The following is a 597-nucleotide window of genomic DNA, read 5'->3' as shown; positions in this document are numbered from 1 at the left end:
AGTAGATGAGTGTAGCAGATGGACATACCGAGAGATGTATGATGAGCATAGTACCTATAGTTCAAAAGATTTTTTACTCAAACTAATACAGCACGCACCGTTTCCGATTCGAGAAGTTCAGACGGATAATGGATGTGAATTCACAAATCGGCTGTTGGTGATTAAGAGCAAACACCTCACCATGTTTGAGAAAGCGTTGGAGGAACTGGGAATCTTATATCACCGGATCCAGATAGCAACCCCAAGACATAATGGGAAAGTGGAGAGACAGCATCGTCAGGATGAAGCACGGTTTTATAAGCAAATGCGGATGTATAATCTGGAAGATGGACGAAAACAGCTTGCAGTATATCAGAAGAAATCAAACAACTATATAAAAACGTGTTTAGGAATGAGAAGTCCGAATACCGTTGTAAGAATGTATCAAAATGTTATGTTTTAGAATAGCCAAGGGCGACAGCATAGAGTGCTGCCGCCGTGAACCAGTATATCATGAAGGATAATGTCAAGGTCAGGTAGTATTCCTTTTAGGAATCTCCACCTTTCCCTTGACATTATATGAGGGGTGAAGTGTTACCAATCATTGACACCTATACA

The 597-nt window shown here is 40.7% G+C and carries 1 pseudogene; it reads left to right on the top strand.

Annotated features, from left to right (window positions below):
* Positions 1 to 442: pseudogene (locus ACQRBH_RS17290) on the top strand (IS481 family transposase); the annotation flags it as partial.
* Positions 443 to 597: the final 155 nt, after the last annotated feature.

It is taken from the genome of Bariatricus sp. SGI.161 (assembly GCF_050313695.1).
Taxonomy (GTDB): domain Bacteria; phylum Bacillota; class Clostridia; order Lachnospirales; family Lachnospiraceae; genus JAFBIX01.
The sequence above is the reverse complement of the archived record's forward strand: the minus strand, read 5'-3'. Positions and strand labels throughout refer to the sequence as shown.